The organism is Holophagaceae bacterium (assembly GCA_016720465.1).
Classification (GTDB): domain Bacteria; phylum Acidobacteriota; class Holophagae; order Holophagales; family Holophagaceae; genus JANXPB01.
The window spans coordinates 932980-952959 of record JADKKO010000004.1 but is presented as its reverse complement, the minus strand read 5'-3'; the positions used below and the strand labels follow the sequence as shown (position 1 = coordinate 952959).

The following is a 19980-nucleotide window of genomic DNA, read 5'->3' as shown; positions in this document are numbered from 1 at the left end:
GTTCCGGGCCTGGATGTATGCTCTCGGAATATCCCGGAGCCTCCCATGGCCATTCCTTCAGAGCAGGGCCTTGATCGCCGCGATTTCCTGAACCTCGGCTTGGCGGCGGGCGCGTTTACAGTGGCTGCACCTTTACTGAGCGGCACAAGCGGGAAAAGCGCTCCCAAACTGGAGGAACTCAGCCTTGCGGATCTGCAGGCGGGACTGGCCTCCGGGCGCTGGACTTCGAAGTCGCTGGTGGCGGGCTACCTCGCGCGCATCCGCTCCCTCGACCAGTCGGGACCCAGCCTGCGCTCCGTGATCGAAGTGAACCCAGAGGCCCTGGCCATCGCCGCGGCGCTGGACCGGGAACGCAAAGAGAAGGGCCCGCGTGGACCGCTGCACGGCATTCCCGTCCTCATCAAGGACAACATCGACACCGCCGACAAGATGCGCACCACCGCCGGTTCCCTGGCGCTGATGGATGCGCCCGCGCCCAAGGCGGATGCCTTTGTCGTGCAGAAGCTCCGCGAAGCAGGTGCGGTGATCCTCGGCAAGACGAATCTCAGCGAGTGGGCGAACTTCCGGGGGAAGGGCTCCACCAGCGGATGGAGCGGCCGGGGCGGGCTCACGCGCAATCCCTACGCGCTCGACCGAAACCCCTCGGGTTCCAGTTCCGGTTCGGCGGTGGCGGTGGCGGCGAGCCTTTGCGCAGCCGCCGTGGGCACCGAGACCGATGGCTCCATCGTGAGCCCCTCCAACGCCTGCGGCATCGTGGGCCTGAAACCGACGCTGGGACTGGTGAGCCGCAGCGGCATCATCCCCATCGCCCACAGCCAGGATACGGCGGGGCCCATGGCTCGCACGGTGCGGGACGTGGCGATGCTCCTGGGCGCCATGGCCGGCCTGGATCCGAAGGACTCCGCTACGGAAGCCGCCCGCGGGAAGGCCGTGGAGGATTACACACGCCTCCTGGATCCGGATGGCCTGAAGGGCGCGCGGCTGGGCGTGGTCCGGAGCTTCATGGGCTCGAACCCGCACCTGGCGAAGGCCTTCGCCGCCGCCCTGGAAGCGATCAAGGCCGCCGGGGCAGAACTGATCGACCCCATCGGACTCTCCACCAGCGGCTACGACGATGCGGAATTCGATGTGCTGCTCTACGAATTCAAGGCGGACCTCAACGCCTACCTGACAGCCCGGGGCGGGGCTGTGAAGGATCTCACAACCCTGATCGCCTTCAACGAAGCCAAAGCCGACCGGGAACTCCTCTACTTCGGCCAGCAGATCCTTCAGCAGGCCAATGCCAAGGGTCCGCTCGCGGACCCCGCCTATGTCAAAGCCCTGGAGACCTGCCGACGGCTTTCCCAAGCTGGAGGCATCGATGCCGCCATGGACAAGCACCGGCTGGACGCGCTGCTTGCGCCCACCGGCAATCCGGCGGACGTGACGGACCTGGTGAATGGCGGCGGGGGCGGGGGCAGTTGTTCCTCCCCCGCGGCGGTGGCGGGCTATCCCCACCTCACGGTGCCCATGGGCCACGCTTTCGGGCTGCCCGTGGGGCTCTCCTTTTTCGGCCGCGCCTGGAGCGAACGGAAGCTCTTGAACCTGGGCTTCGCGTTCGAGCAGGCCACCAAGGCGCGGCGCCCACCCGGGTTCCAGTCCACGGTGATGCTCTGAATGCAACCTGTGGACCCGAAGGCTCCCGCCCGGTTCGCGTTCATCCGGGGGCCGGATCGGCGCTAAGCTAGAGGCTGTGCCCGTCAGCGGCCTTGCTCTCCATCGAGTCGTGATCGCGTGCATACCAGCCGCGGGCTAACCTTGGAGCTCATGCGTAGCGGGCGGATGCCGGAGGAAAAATGGACTTCAAGCGGGCCGTGGTCGACCTGATGCCGGGCAGGCTCGTGCGCCTTTTCGCCTCGCCGTACGTGGCCGGGAGGGGCCTGGAGACCGGCGTGCGGAAGGCGGACCAGCTCTTCAAGGATTCCGGCCTCTACAGCACCGTCGATCTGCTGGGGGAGGAGGTCCACCTGCGCGAGGACGTGGAGGCCACGGTCCAACTCTATTTCCGCATGATCGAGGCCCTCAAGGACCGCCCCTACGCCTCCATCTCCCTCAAACCCACCCAGTTGGGAATCCATGACAGCGAAGGCTATTGCCTCGACAACATCCGGAGGATCGTGGCCCAGGCGGCACCCCACAAGCTGCACATCACCGTGGACATGGAAGACCGCAACTTCACGGATGCCACCCTCCGGATGTTCAAGGCCCTGCGCTCGGAGTTCGACAACGTCGGCATCGTGCTGCAATCCCGGCTCTTCAGGACCACGGACGATATCCTTGCGCTCCACGAAAAGCCCTGCAAGGTGCGCATCTGCATCGGCATCTACACAGAGCCCGCGGAGGTCGCCCTCACCGCCAAGCCTGCCATGAAGGACAAGCTCTTCGACCAGGTGCAGCTCCTCCTGGACAAGGGGCACTACCCGGAGATCGCCACCCACGACGAGGCGCTGATCCGCCGGTGCATGGACTACCTGGACCAGCGCGGCTGCCCCAAGGATGCCTATGAATTCCAGATGCTCCTGGGCATCCCGCGCTCCGCGATCCAGAAGGAGATCGTCCAGCGCGGCGGAGTGATGCGCATCTACCTGCCCTTCGCCGAGGAGTGGAAGTTCGCCATCCACTATCTGAAGCGCCGCCTGGCCCACAACCCCATGATGGCGGCCTATGTGCTGAGGAACATGTTCAGGAAGTAGCCGGGCGCCGGGCGGCCGGAAACCTCACGATTCTCAGTCCTTTTTCGGGAACTGCCGGTCGTAGGATTCCTTGGCGTAGACCGAGGGGGGCACTTCGAAGCGGTGCTTGAAGGCGCGGGTGAAGGCCGACGCATCGTAGAAGCCGAGCAGTTTCGCCACATCCGAGGGCCGCTCGCCGTTGGACAGCAGGGTCACGGCCCGCTGCAGGCGGCGCTCGATCAAGTACTGGTGCGGCGTGGTGCCCGTGGCTTCGCGGAACAGCCGGATGAAATGGTCCGGCGTGCACTTGGCCATGTTGGCCAGTTCCGGCACGCTGTTCGGCTGCCCGATCTGCGCCTCCATGTGGTCCAACACGATCTGGAGCGTGGAGCGGTTCAGCCGGTAGGGGAACCGGCTCCGGTCCTCCTTCTCGGAAAGGCGTCCCAGCTCGGCGCCCAGCAGGATCTGGAAGAGCTCCCGGGTCATGAGCTGGACGCCGTCGGGGTTCATCAACTCGCTCATGAAGATGTGGAAGAGCTGCTTCAGGCTTTGGCTGCGCAGCACGGCGAAGGTATGCTCCTGCCATTTCTTGGGCGGGCTCTGGAAGGTGGAAAGCAGCGGCTCCGGAAACGGGCCTTCCAGTTCCAGGGACGTGAATCCGAAACCCTGCTGGGGTTGATGGCGCTTCAGGGTGTGGCCGAAACCCGGCAGCAGCAGGGCCAGGTCGCCGCGGCGGATGATGCCTTCTTCGCGGTCCCCATCTCCGGTGCACACGCGCACCGAAGAGGTGGGCAGGATCAGCGTCCACGCATCCTTGCTGGGCAAAGCCTTGGGAGGAATCGGATCCCGCTTCAGGACGACAAGGCGCAGCGTCCCGCTCGAGAAGACCTGGCAATCGTTGGGATCGGGGATGAAGGTGTCCATGGCAAAAACCGCTATAAAAAGTGAAACATCCTTGGCAGGATGGCAGAATTCGCCTCCGCTCGTAGGCTTTTTTTCCACTCGCGATTCTATGGGCTCAGGCTTTTGCCAAAGTGTCGGCCAAGCTTCGGAATATTCCAAGCCCATCGGTGCCGCCCATTTCGGACTCCACGGCCCGTTCTGGGTGGGGCATCATGCCCAGCACATTGCCCCGGACATTGATGATTCCAGCGATGCCATTGGCCGCGCCGTTCGGCGTTTGCGCCTCCCCGATCCGCCCTGCCTCGTCGCAGTACCGGAAAACCACGCCGTTCCGCGCTTCCAGATCCACCAGTCCAGCGGCATCGAGGGTGTAGTTGCCCTCCGCATGGGCGATGGGGATTTTCATCACCTGGCCCGCTTTCATGGCCGAGGTGAACGGGAGGCCGGCGCGCTCCACGCGGATGTGCACGTGCTGGTGGATGAAGCGCAGGCTTTCGTTGCGCAGCAGAGCGCCGGGCAGCAGCTTCGCCTCGCAAAGGATCTGGAAACCGTTGCAGACGCCGAAGACCAGACCGCCGTTCTCGGCATGGCGCTTGACGTCCTCCATGATGGGCGAGAGCGCCGCGATGGCCCCGCAGCGGAGGTAGTCGCCGTAGCTGAAGCCGCCGGGGATGAAGACCAGCTCTGTGCTTTCCGGCAGCCTGGCCTCCTGGTGCCATACGGGCCGGGTGTCCCAGCCCATCACGGCCCCGCAGGCGTGCAGGGCGTCGTGGTCGCAGTTGGAGCCGGGAAATACAGGGACCGCCACGCGCACTAGAGCACCTCGATGGTGGCTTTTTCCATGACGGGATTCACCAGCAGCTTGTCGCACATGGCCTGGGCCTGGGCCCGCGCCTCGTCCGGATCGAGGCTTGGGACCTCCATCTCGATCAGGCGGCCGATGCGGAGGTGGTCCACCTGGAATCCGAAGCCGTGGAGCCCCTGCTCCACCGCCTTGCCCTGGGGATCCAGAATCCCCGTTTTCAGCGACACCAGCACGCGAACCTTCATCATTGCCCCCATGGTGAAATTTTATCGCGGAAATGGGGCTTGATCAGTCCCAAGTCCCAAGTCTCAAGTCCCAAGCGAGAAACGGCCCTGACGGGCCGTTTCTCTGATGTCCACAGCGGCGCGGAGCGCCGTACTTGAGACTTGAGACTTGGGACTTGGGACTTGAGGCTTCATTTTCAAGATCCCCGCGGTCTCCAGCGATGGGCTTCAAGATCCAAGGTGCCGTCGTTCGCGACTTCGATGCCTTCGGCGCGGATCCGTTCGATCTGGACCATGGCTCCCCACCACCGGCCCTTGGAGGGCACATAGCCCTGGTTGTTCACCACGCGATGCCAGGGCAGCTTCGTCTTTTCCGGCAGGCCCCGCAGGACCATGCCCACCTGCCGGGGACGGCGCGGGAAGCCCGCCAGCATCGCGATCTGGCCGTAGCTCGCCAGGCGCCCCTTCGGGATTTTCGCGACCATGGCCAGGACGAGATCCCGGAATTCCGGTCCAGGATCCCCATCTTCGACATCCATGTCTGGATTCCGGGCGGCTCCAGGATTGCGTTTCATGCTTGATGCACGGGCTTCATGGTGACGGGCACGCGGCTGCCGAAACCGCCCTCGTAGCTATGCCAGTGCTCGAGGTTTTCCTCGGGATAGGCCCAGCACCAGTAGCCGTCGCCGCTGTCGAAATCCACGAGCCAGAGGCCCTTCACATCGGCCCCGAGATCGCGGATGCCATCGGCCCAGCTCTCCACCAGGACCTGCAGCCGGTCGCGCAGCGCATCCGCCCGGGCATCGTCCTGCTCTTCGAGTTCGCTCAACTCCTCCGCGAGGCTGGCCGCCAGTTGAAACACCGGGGCGGTCATGGACCGCACCGCGGGCATCAATGCTTTGGCTTCCTCCAGGGTGAAAACTCGGGCCATGCTCTCCTCCGCTGCTTCATGATAATCCCATGCGCTTTGTTCCCCTGATCCTCTCCGGTTCCAGCCCTGAAACCTGGGCCGCGTTCAGGAATGTCGAGCTGAGGTGGGATGGACATCTCCATGCGGAGTGGGAGCCGTCCGCCAGGCACGGAATGGCCATCCATGCGCTGCACCTCCCGCCAGGGCCCTGGGGCGCCGGGCTATTGGAACTGGCGCTGGAAGCGCTGCGCCCCCGGCTCGGCGTGGATTTCCTGGTGCTGCCGGCCAGCGCGCCCACGGGCCGGCAAGCCAACGCGGCCTTCCTCCAAACCCTGGAAGCCCTCCTGGAGCACACCTCCGGCCGCGGCGTGAAGCTCGCGCTCCGCCCTTCGAAGGGCGCCCTTCCGGCGCTGGTGCCGCTGCTGAGGGAGGCCAGGGGCGAGGCGGTGGGATTCTGCTGGGATCCGGACATCGGCCAGGACCTCGATCTCATCGCAGACCGCCTCTTCACCGCGGTGGGAGGATCGGAAGCCGATTACACTTCGCTGCAGCGCACTGGCTACCGCTGGAATCTTGCGGTAGAGGGGTCTCCGGAGGAGCTTTCTTCGAGAATCAAGATGCTTGAGGGAAAATTCCCAACCGTATTTTTTCCCGCAGAAATGCCCACCACCGCGCTAGGTCGGCCGATCGTGCCAGATGAAAGCCTGGTCTTCGGCGCCCATTGGAACGAGCAGCCGGATCGGAGCCGCGAGTGAGCCGCACCCTGCTCGTCATCGCGGGCGAAGCTTCCGGCGATCTGCACGGCGCGGAACTATTGCGCGAGATCAAGGCGCGGCGCCCGGACCTGCGCATCATCGGCATCGGCGGGGACGGCATGGCGCCCTATCTCGATCGCCAGCTGGCCCACGTGAAGGATCTCGGCGTGGTGGGGTTCATCGAGGTCATCAAGCACCTGCCCTCGCTCAACCGGCTCTTCAAGCGGATCCTTCAAGCGGCCGGAGAAGAAGCCATCGAGGCCGCGCTGTTCATCGATTATCCGGGTCTCAATCTGCGGCTCGCCAGATCGCTGCGGAAATCCATGCCCGCCGTGAAGCTCCACCAGTACGTCTGTCCCCAGGTCTGGGCCTGGAAGAAGGGCCGCATCCCGGAGCTGGGCCGCGTCCTCGACACGCTCTATTGCCTGTTTGATTTCGAACCCGGCCTCTTCAAAGGTTTTCCCGTGGAGGCCGTCTGGGTGGGCAATCCCTTGGTGGAAATGGTCAAACCGGAAGTGGATCGCGAGGCCTTCTTTTCAAGCACTGGACTCGACCCAATGAAACCCCTGGTGGCGCTGCTTCCCGGCAGCCGCGAAGGCGAGATCCAACGCCTGCTGCCGCCCATGGCGGAATTGGCGCGGCGGTGGCACGGCGATTCAAAACACCATGATGTGCAATGGGTGCTTCCTGTCGCTCCGACCCTTTCGGATGAATTCATCTCACCCTTCCTGAACAACACGCCCATTCTTCCGTTGCGTTCCTACAGCTATGCAGCCCGCGCCTATGCGGATGCAGCTCTGGTGGCTTCGGGCACCGCGACGCTGGAAACGGCCTTGCTGGGCACACCTTTCGCCATTGTCTACAAACTCAATCCATTGACTTATGCCATGGCGAAATCCTTCGTGAAACTGCCCCATTTCGGGTTGGCCAATGTCGTCGCCGGGCGCGGCGTGGTGGAAGAGCTGGTGCAGGGCAAGGTGAATCCCGATGAATTGTCGAAGGTTCTCGCGCGCCTGCTCGATCCCGTCAAAGCAGCCAGGATCCGGGAAGATCTGGGCACCGTGCGCCAGCACCTCGGCGAGCCCGGCGCTGCGGCCCGCGTGGCCGAACACCTGCTGCATTCCATGGAGAACCCTTGATCCATAAGCTCATCCTTCCCGTCCTGCTAGCTGCAACGATCTGCGCTGTGCCCTTGGAGGCCGCCGCAACTCCCGCCAAAACCCTGGATCGCCTCTTCAGGAACTACTGGGAGCACGTGTTGCGCACGAGCCCGGAGCTGGCCACCACCGTGGGCGACGGCCGCTACAACGATCGGCTCAGCGATGTGTCCCTGGCCGCCATCCAGAAGGACCTCGCCTGGAAACGCGCCTTCCTGGCAAAACTGGATGCGGTCCCCGGGAAGGGCTTGGACGCGGACCGGCTTCTCAGCCGCGATGTCCTCCATACCCTGGTCCAGGATCAACTGGAGGGCGCCCGATTCAAGCCCTGGGAGACTCCCCTCACCCAGATGGACGGCCCGCACATCGATTTCCCGCAGCTCTTCAGCAGCCATCCCTTCAAGACTCCGAAGGACTACCAGGACTACGTTTCACGGCTCCGCGCTTTCCCGAAGAGCATCGACGATGCCATCGCCAACATGCGTTCGGGGCTCCGGCGCCAGAACGTTCCGCCCAGGCTCGTGATCCAGGGGATCATCGGCCAGGTGCGGCCCTTGAGCGGCGGAACCACCGCCACTGCGCCCTTCCTGGAACCCTTGAAGGCCTTCCCGGAAGGCTTTTCCGCGGGCGAGCGGGCGACGCTCCGCGAGCACGTGGACGCGGCCCTCAGGCAGGCGGTGACGCCCGCCTATGTCCGCCTTTTGAATTTTCTTGAAAAGGAGTATTTGCCCAAAGGCCGGGTCGAGCCGGGGATCTGGGCCCTGAAAGGCGGAGAGGAGCGGTATCGCTACGCCATCCGCCGCCACACCACCACTGCGCTCGATGCGAAAGCCATCCACGAGACCGGACTCAAGGAGGTGGCGCGCATCGAAGCCGAAATGGCCGTCATCGGCGCGAGCCTCGGATTCAAGGATCTGGCCGCCTTCCGGGAAGCCGTCTCCAAAAAGCAGGACCTTCATCCGAAGGATGGCGCGGAGCTGGTGGCGCGCTATAAAGGCTATGTGGACGGCATGGAAGCCCAACTGCCGAAGCTATTCGGCAGGCTTCCAAAAGCGCCTCTGCGCGTGATCCCCATGGAGGCCTTCCGGGCGGAAGCCGCCGCCGCCGCGGACTACAATGCCGGGACGCCCGATGGCAAGCGGCCCGGGCGCTTCGCCGTCAATACCTTCAAGGCTGAAACCCGCACCATGCTTACCTGCGAGAGCACCGCCTACCACGAGGCCATCCCAGGCCACCACATGCAGATCTCCATCGCCCAGGAACTGGATTCGGTGCCTGAATTCCAGAAGCATGCGCCCTTCACGGCTTTCGAAGAGGGCTGGGCCCTGTACTCCGAACGCCTGCCGAAGGAGCTTGGATACTACAAAGATCCCTATTCCGACTACGGCCGCCTGAACGATGAAATGCTGCGCGCCATCCGCCTGGTGCTGGACACGGGCGTCCACTCGCTGCACTGGACCCGGGCCCAGATGGTGGACTACTTCCGCGCCCACGGTTCCATGGACGAAGTGGACATCCAAAGCGAAACCGACCGCTACATCGCTTGGCCAGGCCAGGCCCTGGCCTACAAGATCGGCCAGATGAAGATCCTCGAACTGCGCGAGAAGGCGAAAGCGAAGCTCGGCCCCCGCTTCGACATCAAGGGCTTCCACGATTGCGTCCTGGGGGGCGGCGCGCTGCCCTTGGACCTGCTGGAGCGGCGCGTGGATGCCTGGATCGCGGAACGCGGGGGGCAGCATTCATCCAGTGGACTAGTCCCAAGCGACAAATCCCAAGTCCCAAATGCACCGGAATGATGGGTCCGCTCCTGCTTGAGACTTGAGACTTGAGACTTGAGACTTGGGACTCAAACCGAGTACCGCCCCACCACCTCATCCCACTTCCCTTGCGCCTTCAGGATCTCTTCTGCCACGGCGCGCAGGATGCCGCGGCCGCCGTAGAGGGGGACAATCCAATGGGATGCGGCGCGCACTTCGGCCACCGCATCTTCGGGACAAACCGCCAAGCCCACCCGCTTAAGCAGAGGCAGATCGTGCAGATCATCGCCGATGAACGCGACCTGGTCCATTTGCAACCCGTACTTGGCGCACAGCTGTTCCAGGATCGGCAGCTTCTGCAGATGCCCCGCGAAGCAGTCCACTACCTCCAGTTGCTTCGCGCGGTTCCAGGTTGAAGGGGAATCCAGCCCAGAGATGAACGCCACCGGGATGCCGGCCTTCTGCAGCCACTTGATGCCCGCGCCGTCCCGCACATTGAAAGCCTTGGTATGGCCCGGTTCCCGGCCGAAATGAAGGGACCCGTCCGTGAGCACGCCATCCACATCGGTGCACAGCAATTTTATTCGGCGGGCGCGGGATTGGAGGTCGGTCATTCCCTATTATTCTCGGTTCCACAATTCCAGCATGCGGCAAATTGGGGTTCGTGGATTTCACCGCACCGTGGACACTTCCACGGGCCGTCGGAAAAGGTCGGCGCGCCCTCCCCGGTCGCGTAGTTCGAGAGGATCTCCCTCGCTTTCTCCTGTTGACGGTCTTCCAGGATCCAGACCGAAGGGCGCATTCCTGGAATGGCGGTGCCGCCTTCCACGGTAGTGAAAAGGGACTCGCCACGGACCTCCGCGGAAATTCCAGAAGCGTCGAGAAGCCCCGCCACGAAATGGGCCTCGGCATGGTGCCGGGCTTCGAAAACCTTCATCATGATGGACTCCCGGCACCGCCTAGCTGGAACATGGACCCGCCACTAGATCTTCGCCGCCAACTCCGCGCCTTGGCGGATGGCGCGCTTGGCATCGAGTTCAGCGGCCAGCTCGGCGCCGCCGATGAGGTGCACGGGAACGCCTGTGGCCTTCAGGGGTTCCACCAACTCGCGCTGGCTGAGCTGGCCGGAGCAGTTGATGACGGAATCCACGTCGAGGCAGCGCGGTTCGCCGCCGCTCTCGCGGATCCACAGGCCCTGGTCGTCGATGCGTTCATAGGTGACGCCGCCGATCATCTTCACCTGGTTGGCCTTGAGCGTGGCGCGGTGGACCCAGCCCGTGGTCTTGCCCAGGGTGGCCCCCATGCGGTCGCTTTTGCGCTGGCAGAGGAACACCGTGCGGCCTGGCCTCGGCTTCTCCGGCGAGGCCTGGAGCCCACCGCGGGGGCCTTCCCGCTCGTCCACGCCCCAGGTTCTCAAATAGACGCCGATGTCGGGTTTCTCGCCTTCCGCCACCAGGAATTCCGCCACATCGAAGCCGATGCCGCCGGCGCCGATGATGGCCACCTTCGCGCCCGCTTTCCTGCGTCCCGATAGCAGGTCCGGGTAGCTGACGACTTTCGAATGGTCCATGCCGGGGATTTCTGGCTGGCGCGGCAGGACGCCCGTGGCGAGCACGATTTCATCGAAGGTTTTCAGTTCCTCGGCGGAAGCGCGGGTGTTCAGCTTCACGTCGACGTTCATCAGCTCGAGACGGCGCGAGAAATAGCGCAGGGTTTCATAAAATTCTTCCTTGCCCGGCACCCGCTTGGCCAGATTGAGCTGGCCGCCCAGCTCGCCGGCCGCCTCGAACAACGTCACCCGGTGGCCCCGCTCGGCGGCGTAGCCCGCGAAGGCCATGCCCGCGGCGCCTCCGCCCACCACGGCGATGCGCTTGAAATTCGCCGCTTTCTGGAAATTCAGTTCCGTCTCGTAGCAGGCCCTTGGATTCACGAGACAGGTCGCACGTTTTTGTTCGAAGACATGGTCCAGGCAGGCCTGGTTGCAGGCGATGCAGGTGTTGATTTCATCGCTGCGGTCCCGGGCGGCCTTGAGCACGAACTCTGGGTCGGCGAGCAGCGGGCGCGCCATGGAAACCATGTCCGCGTCGCCGCGCGCAAGAATGGTTTCCGCCAGCTCCGGCGTGTTGATGCGGTTGGTGGTGATGAGGGGAATCTTCACTTCGCCCTTCATGCGCCGGGTCACCCAGGCGTAGGCGCCGCGCGGCACCATGGCGCCGATGGTGGGGACGCGGGCCTCGTGCCAGCCGATGCCGGTGTTGATGATGGTGGCGCCCGCGGCTTCCACGGCCTTGGCGAGCTGCACCACCTCTTCCCAGGTGGAGCCTTCGGGCACGAGGTCGAGCATGGAAAGCCGGAAGATCAGGATGAAGTTCGGCCCCACCGCTTCCCGGGTGCGCCGCACGATCTCCACCGGAAAGCGCATGCGGTTCTCGTAATAGCCGCCCCACTTATCCGTGCGGCGGTTGGTGCGGGCCACCAGGAACTGGTTGATCAGGTAGCCCTCGCTGCCCATGATCTCCACGCCGTCATAGCCCGCCTCCTGGGCGTAGCGGGCGCAGGACACATAGTCGCGGATGGTGCCCTCGACGCCCCGGCCGGAAAGCGCAGACGGTTTGAAGGGCGTGATGGGGGATTTCACGTTCGAAGCCGAAACGGACAGCGGATGGTAGCTGTAGCGTCCGCCATGGAGGATCTGCATCGCGATCCTCCCGCCGCCCGCATGCGCCGCTTCGGTGATCAGGCGGTGCTTCCGCACCTGCCAGGGCCAGCTGAGCTGCGCGCCGAAGGGCGCCAGGCGCCCCCGCAGATTCGGCGCGATCCCCCCGGTGACCATGAGGCCGACGCCGCCCTGGGCCCGCTCCTTGAAAAATGCGGCCAGCTTCTCGAAGCCGCCCTTCTCCTCCTCCAGTCCCGTATGCATGGAACCCATGAGCACGCGGTTCGGAAGCGTGGTGAACCCGAGATCGAGGGGGGCCAGCAGGTGGGGGAAGGACACGGGACGCTCCCAGGAGGTCCATCCAGTGTAGGGCCAGAGCAGGCCTACCCGGAGACAGGCCCCGCGGTCCAAATGCGGGCCTCGCCTCCGGGCAGGCCGGAACGATCAGGGCTTGGCCGCCGGCCCTGCCGTGGCGTGGCAAACGGCGCAGGATTTCAGCTTTTCGCTGGGGCTCCGCCAATAGGCGAAATCCTCGCCATTGGTCTCGGCACGCTGGGATTCAGGCACGCGGGGCCAATAGAATGCGAACGACACGCGGCCATCCGCCAGAGTCTCCCTCATGTAGAGCGGGCCGGGTTCCTGGCCGGGTTTTCCGCGCAGGTCCTCGACCGAGCTCAACACCGCATAGGCGCCTGCTGGAAGCGGCTTCCCCGCTTTGTAGTCGTCGATGCCCGAGGCGGTCACCCATACGCGGGCCCAGCGGTTCCCATGGGCTTTGCTCCTGGCCGGAGCGGCCTGGGCGGGTTCAAGGCTGGCGTAATCCAGCGCGCGGATGGGGAGATCCGCTTCTGCGTCGCCCTTGCGGGCCTGGTCGGCCTCGGCCGCGGCCCTGTTGGTCTCCTCGTTGCCGAAAACCATGATGCCCCCGAGCTTCCCGCAGAAGCCCCACGAAGCGACCCAGAGGAAACTGACGAACAGCGGCGCGATCCCCACGCCGCGATCGGAAAGGCGCCGCCGCAGGGTGGAGGCATCGGCGCGGGCCGGGCCATCCTGCTTCAGCGAACGCCAAAGCAGGACGAGGCAGAGCAGGCCGATGACGATTCCGGCGAAGGCAGCGAATTCATGGAGCTGGAGCATTTTCTGGAGGACCTGCTTCTCGGACGCCACCACGGGGAGAAAGCCCCCGGGCGGAATCAGGGAGATCTGGCGGCCCCAGAACAAGCCGCTGAGCAGGGCCACGGCGCTGCTCATGAACGCCAGGCCCGCCAGAAAGAACGAAGCGAGTTTCCAGGCATGCGGATGCTTGGCCTTGAAGGAGATGGCCATGGCGAAGGGCAGCGCGATCACCAGGCCCAGCGGCAGATGCACGAAGGCGGGATGTTCGCGGGCGAACAGGTCGAGCAGTGATTCAGGCATCCAGGACCCTTTGTCTCAAAACACGCGCGCTACGTTGAAACCAATCGACCAGTCGCCTTTGGGCTTGGGCCCGCCGCCGTAGTCGCCGCCGAGCACCTGATGCGCGGTGGTCCCGGTGCTGTTCGTGCCCATCAGCGTGAAGCGGTGCTTGAAGGTCTTGTAGGAGATGCCCGCCGCGAAGCCCGTCTCGAAGGTCTTGGCGATTTTCGAAGGCCGGGGGTAGTACTCCGCGACGAACCTGAACTTGCCCGTGAAGTCGTAGTGCAGCCCGATGCCATAGTTGAAAATGCTCTTCTCCTGGGTGGTGGTGCGGCTCAGGTAGGTGGGGACCACGGACAGCACCAGATCATCCGTGACGAAAATCTCGGTCGGGAGCTGGAAGACCATGCCGCTGATGCCGACGGTTCCATCCTTGGTCGCCACCTGGGTGACCACCTCGTCGAAGCGCTCCACCCTGGCGGACATGCGGATCCGGTCCTTGTTCAGGAGCTGCTGCTGGAGCGCCACGGTGAAGGTCTTGTTGTCCGCCGTGCGGTAGATGCTGGCATTCAAGCCCTCCACCGACTTGATGCCGAAATTGAATCCGAAACCAGCGTAGGTGAAGCCGTCCAGGCCGTAGAGGTCCTTGCCGTGGTCCTTCACCGGCGAAAGGAAGCGGTGGGTGAATACCAGGCCGATGTCCCAGAATTGCATCCGGTCCGCCGTCGGCAGGTTGATGGCGACGGGGATTTCCGATTCCTCGGCGTTCAGGGCGCCGCCGGCCAGCAGGACGCAAGCGGCCAGAGGCGCGATCTTTGGGAACATCTTGTGCGTCATGGCGGCCCCGGCTCAGCGCTTGGCCGCGAATTTGCGGATGATCTCGGTGATCATTTTCTGGACATCGGCTTCGGACATCTTGTCTTTGAAAGCGGGCATCTTGTCTTTGCCCACCAGGGTCACCTTCACCCAATCGCTGTCCTTCTTCTTGTTCGCCTTGCGGCTGTCGGTGAAGTCGAAGCCCGCGTCCGGCAGCGCTTTGCCGCTGTTGTCCCGGCCATTGCCATTGGCGCCGTGGCAGCGCGCGCAGGCATCATTCCAGTACTTCTGGAGATTGCCGTCGAATTTGGGAAGGTCCTTGGCCTGGTCGCCGCCGAACAGGGCGGCTCCCGAGACGAGCAGAGCGGCGAGCACCAGGCGGTTGAAGCCTGGCAGGCGGTGGGTGAAGGGGTTCATGGTGCCTCCTTTAGGGGTTGAGTGAAAACAGCCGGGTTCCAGGGTGGTGAAGCTCCGGTGAGCTTCGGGTTGGGGATGGATCAGGGATGGGTTCCTACCACTGCTCGTTGTTGTGGTTCTCCTGGCCATGGCAATTGAAGGTGCAGGTCTTGTTCGTGGCGTTCCAGGCGCCCGCCGGGATCGCCGTCGCGCCGCCGCCGATGGTGGCTGAGGCTGGGCCCTCCATGGCCGATGTGCCCAGGGTGGTGAAATGGTTGACCGCAAGCGTTGTGGTGTTGTGGCATTCGACGCATGCGATCCCTTCGTCCACCACGTGCTTTTTGTGCTCCCCGGAGTTGTAGCTGTTGAATTGGGTGGTTCCACGGACATGGCAGGAAGCGCACTGGGTGTCCACGTTGATGGAGCCGGTCTGCCAATTCGGGGTGGTCTGGCCGCCATGGCAGCTGACGTTGGAGCAGGTGAGGCCCGCGGTGTTGAAGGAGGCCGCGCCGGTCTTGGCGTTGTAGGTGGAGAGGGTCTGCACCTCGCCCGGGGGGACCCGGAGCGCATCGTGGCCGGGCCGCCCGTTGGCGTGGTCGTAATGGAGCTGCGTGGTCGTGCCCGAATTGCTGTGGCAGGTGTTGCAGGCGCCCGTGACGCCCTGGAGGGAATCATGGGTGGCATGCGTGCCGGCGATATTCGGGAAGACGCTTCCCGTGGGCGGCTCGGCATGGCACGAAGCGCAATTCGAGATCGTCAGGGGCGATCCGCCTTGGTGGCAGCTGGAGCAGAGCGGCGCCGAAGCGAGCGGGGAGGTGCCGGAAACCGCATGGCAAGTCTTGCAGTCGGCATCGTATCCGCCTTGGGTCACCGAGGTGTGGTCAGGACTCAGGAACGGGACGGCGTGGTTCGGGCCGCCGGTCCACGAGAAGTTGCCGTGCTGGGTCCCGTGGCAGGTGAAGGTGCCGCAGGTCTGCGCAGGAATGTTGTAGAAGGCCGGGTTGCCCAGGGGCGCCACGGTGCTGCCGGCGGGGCCTTCCATCTGCGTGGTGTTCAGGAATTTGAAGTGGTTCTGGGCTCCGGCGGTGCCATTGGACATGATGTGGCATTCGGTGCAGAGCGCATTGACCTCGGTGCCCAGATGCTTGGCGTGCAGACCGGAGAAGAGGCTGTTGTACTGGGGAACGCCCTGGGAGGTGCCGAGGGCGTGGCACTGGCGGCAGCCGGCGTCGGCATTCGGATCGATGGTGCCGGTCTGCCAGCTCGACGCGGATTGTCCGCCGTGGCAGCTCACGCTGGAGCAGGTGAGCGTGGCGGGATTGAACGAGGCCGAGCCGGATTTCGCGTTGTACACCGACATGAAAGCCGTGGGGGCGGGCGGCACCCGCAGCGCATCCTTGCCGGGACGCGCATTGGCATGGTCGTAGTGCGAAAGCGTGGTCGAATCGGAACCCGTGTGGCAGGACGAGCAGACCCCAGCGACGCCATCGAGCGCATCGTGCTTGCCGTGCTTTCCGGCCACATTCGGGAAGGCCGCCCCCGTTGGAGGCTTGGTGTGGCAAGATGCGCAGTTCGACACCGTCAGCACCGAGGAAGCCTGGTGGCAGGTCGAGCAGAGCGGCGCCGCCGCGATCGGGGACGAGCCCGTGTCCGAGTGGCAGTTCTTGCAATTGGCATCGAAGCCGCTCTGGCTGGCGGTGAAGTGGGCGCTGTCGAGGAAGGGGACGGCGTGGTTCGCTCCCCCGATCCAGGAGTAGTTGGTGTGCTGCTGTCCGTGGCAGACGAAATTGCCGCAGGTCTGGGTCGGGATATTGTAGAAGGACGGATTGCCCTGGGGCGCGATGGTGCTGCTGGCGGGGCCTTCCATCTGGGGCGTGTTGAGGAACTTGAAGTGGTTCTGGGCGCCGGCCGTGCTGTTGCCCATCGCATGGCAATCCACGCAGGCCGCCCCAGCCTTCGCGGCCATGTGCACCGCGTGGAGGCCGCTGTAGGCGCTGTTGTTTTCCGGCGTCCCCACGGCGGTGCCGACCACGTGGCACTGCTGGCACCCGGCTTCGCTGTTCACGTCGATGATGCCGTTCTGCCAGTTCGGCGTCGTCTTTCCGCCGTGGCAGCTCACGTTGGAGCAGGTGAGCTGGGTCGGATCGAAGGAGGCGGAACCGGATTTGCTGTTGAAGGTGGCCAGGAACGAGGTCTCGCCCGGAGCCGTCCGCAGCGAGTCGTGCCCGGAGCGGCCATTGGCGTGGTTGTAATGGAGCAGGGATCCCGAATCGGATCCGCTGTGGCAGGCGGCGCACTGCCCGGTCAGGCCGCTCAGCGCGTCATGCTTGGCGTGGGTGCCCGCCACATTCGGAAACACCGATCCCGTGGGCGGTTTTGCGTGGCACGAAGCGCAGCTTCCCTGGGTCAACGGAGATCCGGCCTGGTGGCAGGCGCTGCAGAGCGGCGCCGAGGAAAGTGGCGAGGCCCCCGCCACCGCGTGGCAGGAACTGCAATTCGAATTGAACCCCGTTTGGGTGACTGCCGTGTGGCCTGCTTCAAGGTACGGAACCGCATGGTTGGCCTGGCCAGGTCCATTGGCGTGGCAGCCGACTCCGCCTTCGGCAGCGGAATAGCAGCTGGGCGCGCCGATGAGCGGGGCCGTCCGGCCCTTGGTGTAGTCGTGGCAGACGCTGCAGGAGGTGTCCCGCTTTCCGGCGTTCCGGTGGGAGGGCACGTAGCCGGGGAAGGTGGCGACCGGCGCGGGATGCCAGGGCTTCGAGTGGGCCTTGGCCGCCGTATGGCAACTGGAGCATTTGGTGGACGCGGAGCCGCCGTCGAATTTAGGGGTGCCCGGCGTGCCGTGGCAGGACTGGCAGTACAGCAGATCCTGCTTCGCCTGAAGGCCATGGAAATTCTGGCTGGTGGGCTCCAGCCACACGGAGCCCAGGGCATGGGGCGCTGCGGCCTCGCCGTGGCACAGCGTGTTATTGAAACATCCGGGTGCGCTCCCCGCGGCCGGGCTGACCGGCGGGTGGTTGGGCGGATTCACAGCGGACCCCGGGAAATGGCATTGCGCGCAGACCGCCGCATTCGATGGATCCGTGTTGGTGTGCGTGGTCCCGGCGGAATTCCTCCATGGTTTCACTGGATGCGGAGCCTTCACGGTGTGGCAGGATTCGCAGGAATTCGTGGAGACGCCGCCGCCGAAGTCCGTGCCGTGGCAGAGCTGGCAGGAAGCCATGCCCCCGCCCGAGGCGTCCTGCGCCAGCTTCGCCTTCGCGCCGTGGCTCCCCGCCAAGGCCCATCCCGGAACCGGTTTATGGTGGCAGTCCGCGGTCATGCAGGAGGGGATGCCGCTGCCGGTCCGCGTCACGGTCATTTCATGGCATTCCTTGCAGCCGCCGAGGGTGCCTGGAGTCATGGCCTTGCCGGGGTGGATGGAGATCCAGTCCGCCGGATGGAAATGCCCGTTCTGGCTCGGCCCCGCGCCCCGGGTCTGATCGCCGCGGCTGCAAGCGAGCATCGATCCGATGAGCAGCAGGACAGCTCCGAAGATCCGCATATGAAGGGATGTCAGTGCGTGCTTCATTGCGGAATCCATGGGAAACGGCGCGGATCCAGGAAAATCCTGGAGAACCTGACCAGAGTGGAGAAGGGCGTGCGACGCCGGGCCTCAGCTATGTCTATATCGGAATATAAGTTAAGGAAACGCATGGCTGATCAGTTGGCGGCATTGTGCGGTTGAGCAAAATGTTTCGCCATCCGGACCCGCAAAAATCCTGGACGAGTTGTATTCCGCTCCACGGCCAACGACCTTTTCCAAAGGTCCGCCAAACATCGAGAGGGAGGCGCGGACCCTTGCCCCACAAGGTCTTTGGCGGCTGCTGCGTGCAGAGACAACTCGATCATCGCGTCCTCAATTCGGTCCTGTCAGGATAGGAAAGCGCTGCCCATCCAGCCATCCGTCGTCCGACCCATAACCACTGAGCCACACACCATGCAGCCCGTTCCCAGACAGCATCCGGCAAATGACGGAGCCCCCAGCACGGCGCTGATGAGCGGAGTTTTCCTATTCATCGCGGTGCAGTTCGCGGTCGATCTGGTGTGGGACCGGATCCAGGGCGAAGTGAGCCTCCTGCATCAGGGATTTGAAATCCTGATCGGGACCGTATCCCTTACCTTGGGTCTACGGCTTCTGCTTGTCCTGCGCCACAGGGGCCAGGCCATCACCAGCCTGAAAACGGCCCTGGAAGCTTCCCAGCAGGAGGCCGACCGGTGGCGCGCCGAAGCCGCCCAGGCCTTGGAGGGGCTGGGGCGCGCCCTGGACATTCAGTTCGAGCGATGGAACCTCAGCCACGCCGAACGGGAAGTGGCCCTCCTCCTCCTCAAAGGCTTCAGCACCCGCGACATCGCGGAGCTGCGGTCCACCTCCGAGCGCACCGTCCGCCAGCAGGCCCAGGATGTCTATCGGAAAGCCGGCCTGGCGGGCCGCGCTGAACTGTCCGCTTTCTTCCTGGAAGACCTGCTCCTGCCCACGACCCATGGGTGAACTGGCGCCACCACCCTTCAGCCAGGTATGACGCTGGTTATTCTGGAACGACCCGAATCCGACTCGTCTTCCCCTGATGGAGGCTCCTCGATGGACACCCCGCGCCGGCACCCGAGGATCAATGTCGTGGACGGCCGCCTGAGCGCCTCCCTGCGCATCAAGGACAAGCATCTGGCGGGCATCCGGGTGACCAGCCTGAGCGTAGGCGGCCTTTTCCTTTTCATCGACACCAGCCACACGAGCGGCGTGGTGGCGGGCCGGCGCATCGAGGACCTGATCCTCCATCATCCCGACCTGCCCCCGAACCCCATGAGCGCCACCGTGATGCGGACGCTGGGGGGCGGCCAGGGCATGGACATCATGGGTTGCGGCCTGCGCTTCGACCCGTTGCCCGATGAGCAGGCACGGGCCCTGGGCGCCTACATCGAGGGCCGCCTGAAAGACCACGAGGAGCCTTTCATTCCCTGATGGGGGATGCCTAGGCGGCCTTCACGACATGGGTACCGGCAATGTAGTCGTGGAGGCAGCGGCGGGTGCGGCCGAAGATGAACAGCACGTCGATCAGCCAGAGCAGGCTCGCCACCAGGCTGAAGAACAGGCCCGCGGCATCGTGGTTCACGCTCCCCATGTATTGCAGGAGTCCGGCCAGGGCGGGGATCGCGAATTCACGGACCAGCAGCCATCCGATGTGGGGAATCCCCCCATCCGTCCGCATGATGTAGATGCCCATGCCCTTTTTGCCGATGGTCTGCGCCCGGGTCACCAGCAGCCAGATCTGGGCGCCCAGGATTCCGAGCCAGCCCAGCACGGCCGCGATGGGGCCCAGGCAGGGGAAAATGAAGAGCGCCAGCGGCGCGAACCAGATGAGGTAGTCGATGAGCCGCGCCGCGAGGCGGCTCCATCGCGTGGCGGCTTCGATCTCCTGGACGGTCCCGTCGAGGTGGGGATTGGGCATGGCCATGGA

20 protein-coding genes are annotated in these 19980 nt (G+C 64.6%); 7 read left to right on the top strand and 13 right to left on the bottom strand.

Annotation, left to right across the window (positions count from 1 at the left end):
* Positions 1–45: 45 nt before the first annotated feature.
* Entirely contained in the window at positions 46–1656 is a 1611-nt protein-coding gene (locus tag IPQ13_11570; protein MBL0211529.1) for an amidase, read from the top strand.
* A 179-nt stretch (positions 1657–1835) separates the two neighbouring features.
* Positions 1836–2732, top strand: coding sequence for a proline dehydrogenase family protein (locus IPQ13_11565; GenBank protein MBL0211528.1), 897 nt, complete (start codon positions 1836–1838; stop codon positions 2730–2732).
* 33 nt (positions 2733–2765) lie between these two features.
* On the opposite strand, the gene IPQ13_11560 is transcribed toward IPQ13_11565, so the two are convergent.
* From IPQ13_11560 to IPQ13_11540, 5 genes are all read right to left on the bottom strand, one after another.
* A complete protein-coding gene (locus IPQ13_11560) occupies positions 2766–3635 on the bottom strand; it encodes a helix-turn-helix transcriptional regulator (protein MBL0211527.1) in 870 nt (289 codons plus the stop codon).
* A gap of 94 nt (positions 3636–3729) precedes the next feature.
* Positions 3730–4428 carry a phosphoribosylformylglycinamidine synthase subunit PurQ gene (gene purQ, locus IPQ13_11555; GenBank protein ID MBL0211526.1) on the bottom strand — a complete coding sequence of 233 codons (699 nt, stop codon included), beginning with the start codon at positions 4426–4428 and terminating at the stop codon, positions 3730–3732.
* On the bottom strand, positions 4428–4664 hold the full coding sequence (purS, locus tag IPQ13_11550) for a phosphoribosylformylglycinamidine synthase subunit PurS (GenBank protein ID MBL0211525.1): 237 nt from the start codon (positions 4662–4664) through the stop codon (positions 4428–4430). The genes purQ and purS overlap by 1 nt, the downstream gene beginning before the upstream one ends.
* Positions 4665–4840: 176 nt before the next feature.
* Positions 4841–5182: an MGMT family protein gene (locus tag IPQ13_11545; protein ID MBL0211524.1), complete on the bottom strand. Its 342-nt coding sequence runs from the start codon at positions 5180–5182 to the stop codon at positions 4841–4843.
* Positions 5183–5214: 32 nt separating this feature from the next.
* On the bottom strand, positions 5215–5574 hold the full coding sequence (locus IPQ13_11540) for a DUF2203 family protein (protein ID MBL0211523.1): 360 nt from the start codon (positions 5572–5574) through the stop codon (positions 5215–5217).
* Between the two features lie 29 nt (positions 5575–5603).
* Here IPQ13_11540 and IPQ13_11535 point away from each other — a divergent pair, with 29 nt between their 5' ends.
* Genes IPQ13_11535 through IPQ13_11525 form a run of 3 tightly spaced genes read left to right on the top strand, consistent with a single transcriptional unit; the run spans position 5604 to position 9261 of the window.
* Positions 5604–6308, top strand: a complete 705-nt coding sequence (locus IPQ13_11535) for a hypothetical protein (GenBank protein MBL0211522.1) — start codon at positions 5604–5606, stop codon at positions 6306–6308.
* Complete coding sequence (gene lpxB / locus IPQ13_11530; protein ID MBL0211521.1) at positions 6305–7447, top strand: lipid-A-disaccharide synthase; 1143 nt, start codon at positions 6305–6307, stop codon at positions 7445–7447. Before IPQ13_11535 ends, lpxB begins: the two co-directional genes overlap by 4 nt.
* Positions 7444–9261, top strand: a complete 1818-nt coding sequence (locus IPQ13_11525; protein MBL0211520.1) for a DUF885 domain-containing protein — start codon at positions 7444–7446, stop codon at positions 9259–9261. Before lpxB ends, IPQ13_11525 begins: the two co-directional genes overlap by 4 nt.
* Before the next feature lie 50 nt (positions 9262–9311).
* Here IPQ13_11525 and IPQ13_11520 read toward each other — a convergent pair whose 3' ends face one another.
* The 7 genes from IPQ13_11520 to IPQ13_11490 form a co-directional block, all read right to left on the bottom strand.
* Positions 9312–9836, bottom strand: a complete 525-nt coding sequence (locus tag IPQ13_11520) for an HAD hydrolase family protein (GenBank protein MBL0211519.1) — start codon at positions 9834–9836, stop codon at positions 9312–9314.
* The gene (locus tag IPQ13_11515) at positions 9833–10162 is read right to left on the bottom strand and encodes a DUF2007 domain-containing protein (GenBank protein ID MBL0211518.1); all 330 of its coding nucleotides are present in this window, start codon (positions 10160–10162) and stop codon (positions 9833–9835) included. Before IPQ13_11515 ends, IPQ13_11520 begins: the two co-directional genes overlap by 4 nt.
* Before the next feature lie 42 nt (positions 10163–10204).
* Positions 10205–12217, bottom strand: a complete 2013-nt coding sequence (locus IPQ13_11510) for an NADPH-dependent 2,4-dienoyl-CoA reductase (GenBank protein ID MBL0211517.1) — start codon at positions 12215–12217, stop codon at positions 10205–10207.
* A 105-nt stretch (positions 12218–12322) separates the two neighbouring features.
* Entirely contained in the window at positions 12323–13294 is a 972-nt protein-coding gene (locus IPQ13_11505) for a hypothetical protein (GenBank protein MBL0211516.1), read from the bottom strand.
* A 15-nt stretch (positions 13295–13309) separates the two neighbouring features.
* Positions 13310–14110: a hypothetical protein gene (locus tag IPQ13_11500; protein MBL0211515.1), complete on the bottom strand. Its 801-nt coding sequence runs from the start codon at positions 14108–14110 to the stop codon at positions 13310–13312.
* A gap of 12 nt (positions 14111–14122) precedes the next feature.
* Positions 14123–14506, bottom strand: coding sequence for a cytochrome c (locus tag IPQ13_11495; protein MBL0211514.1), 384 nt, complete (start codon positions 14504–14506; stop codon positions 14123–14125).
* 94 nt (positions 14507–14600) lie between these two features.
* The gene (locus IPQ13_11490) at positions 14601–18056 is read right to left on the bottom strand and encodes a CxxxxCH/CxxCH domain-containing protein (GenBank protein ID MBL0211513.1); all 3456 of its coding nucleotides are present in this window, start codon (positions 18054–18056) and stop codon (positions 14601–14603) included.
* A 408-nt stretch (positions 18057–18464) separates the two neighbouring features.
* Between IPQ13_11490 and IPQ13_11485 the strand changes: the two genes are divergently transcribed.
* Both IPQ13_11485 and IPQ13_11480 read left to right on the top strand, forming a co-directional pair.
* Positions 18465–19016, top strand: coding sequence for a helix-turn-helix transcriptional regulator (locus IPQ13_11485; GenBank protein MBL0211512.1), 552 nt, complete (start codon positions 18465–18467; stop codon positions 19014–19016).
* A gap of 90 nt (positions 19017–19106) precedes the next feature.
* Entirely contained in the window at positions 19107–19484 is a 378-nt protein-coding gene (locus IPQ13_11480) for a PilZ domain-containing protein (GenBank protein ID MBL0211511.1), read from the top strand.
* A gap of 10 nt (positions 19485–19494) precedes the next feature.
* Here the strand turns inward: IPQ13_11480 and IPQ13_11475 are convergent, their stop codons facing one another.
* Positions 19495–19977, bottom strand: a complete 483-nt coding sequence (locus IPQ13_11475) for an RDD family protein (protein ID MBL0211510.1) — start codon at positions 19975–19977, stop codon at positions 19495–19497.
* Positions 19978–19980: the final 3 nt, after the last annotated feature.